The sequence below is a fragment of the Pseudomonas sp. YuFO8 genome (assembly GCF_035065025.1).
Classification (GTDB): Bacteria; Pseudomonadota; Gammaproteobacteria; order Pseudomonadales; family Pseudomonadaceae; genus Aquipseudomonas; species Aquipseudomonas putida_AE.
Window position 1 is genome coordinate 1 of sequence record NZ_JAXDEQ010000156.1, and the last position, 421, is coordinate 421.

Consider the following 421-nt stretch of genomic DNA (forward strand, 5'->3'; position numbering starts at 1 on the left):
AAGGGATAAGCGTATTGCATCGAAAGTAACCAAGTGTGTTGATGAGGCAGGATTATCCATTGTCTGGATCGAAGTCTATACTGCGATCCAGACAAACCACCTCTGTATCCAGACAATATGGCCAAGCACAACGTACGTCTTGCGGATTTCCCCCGGTTGCCGAGCCCGGTGTACTTCCGTTATTCGGATTTCGCGCCTGACACCGAATGCACGCCGCACCAGCATTTCTGGGGCTCGCTGGATTACTCGGCCAGCGGCGTGATGCGCATGGAAGTGGCCGGCAACCGCTTCATGTCGCCGCCGCAATACGCGGTGTGGGTGCCACCTCACACCGAACACAGCTCCTACAATGCCGAGGCGATCGTCTATCACTCGGTGGGGCTGGCGCCGGAACTTTGTGAGCAACTGCCCCAGCAGCCTT

General features: G+C 56.8%; 1 protein-coding gene. It reads left to right on the plus strand.

What is annotated here, in order from left to right:
- Positions 1-117: 117 nt before the first annotated feature.
- A partial coding sequence (locus tag SOP95_RS31765; protein WP_323609550.1) for an AraC family ligand binding domain-containing protein occupies positions 118-421 on the plus strand: 304 nt, incomplete at its 3' end.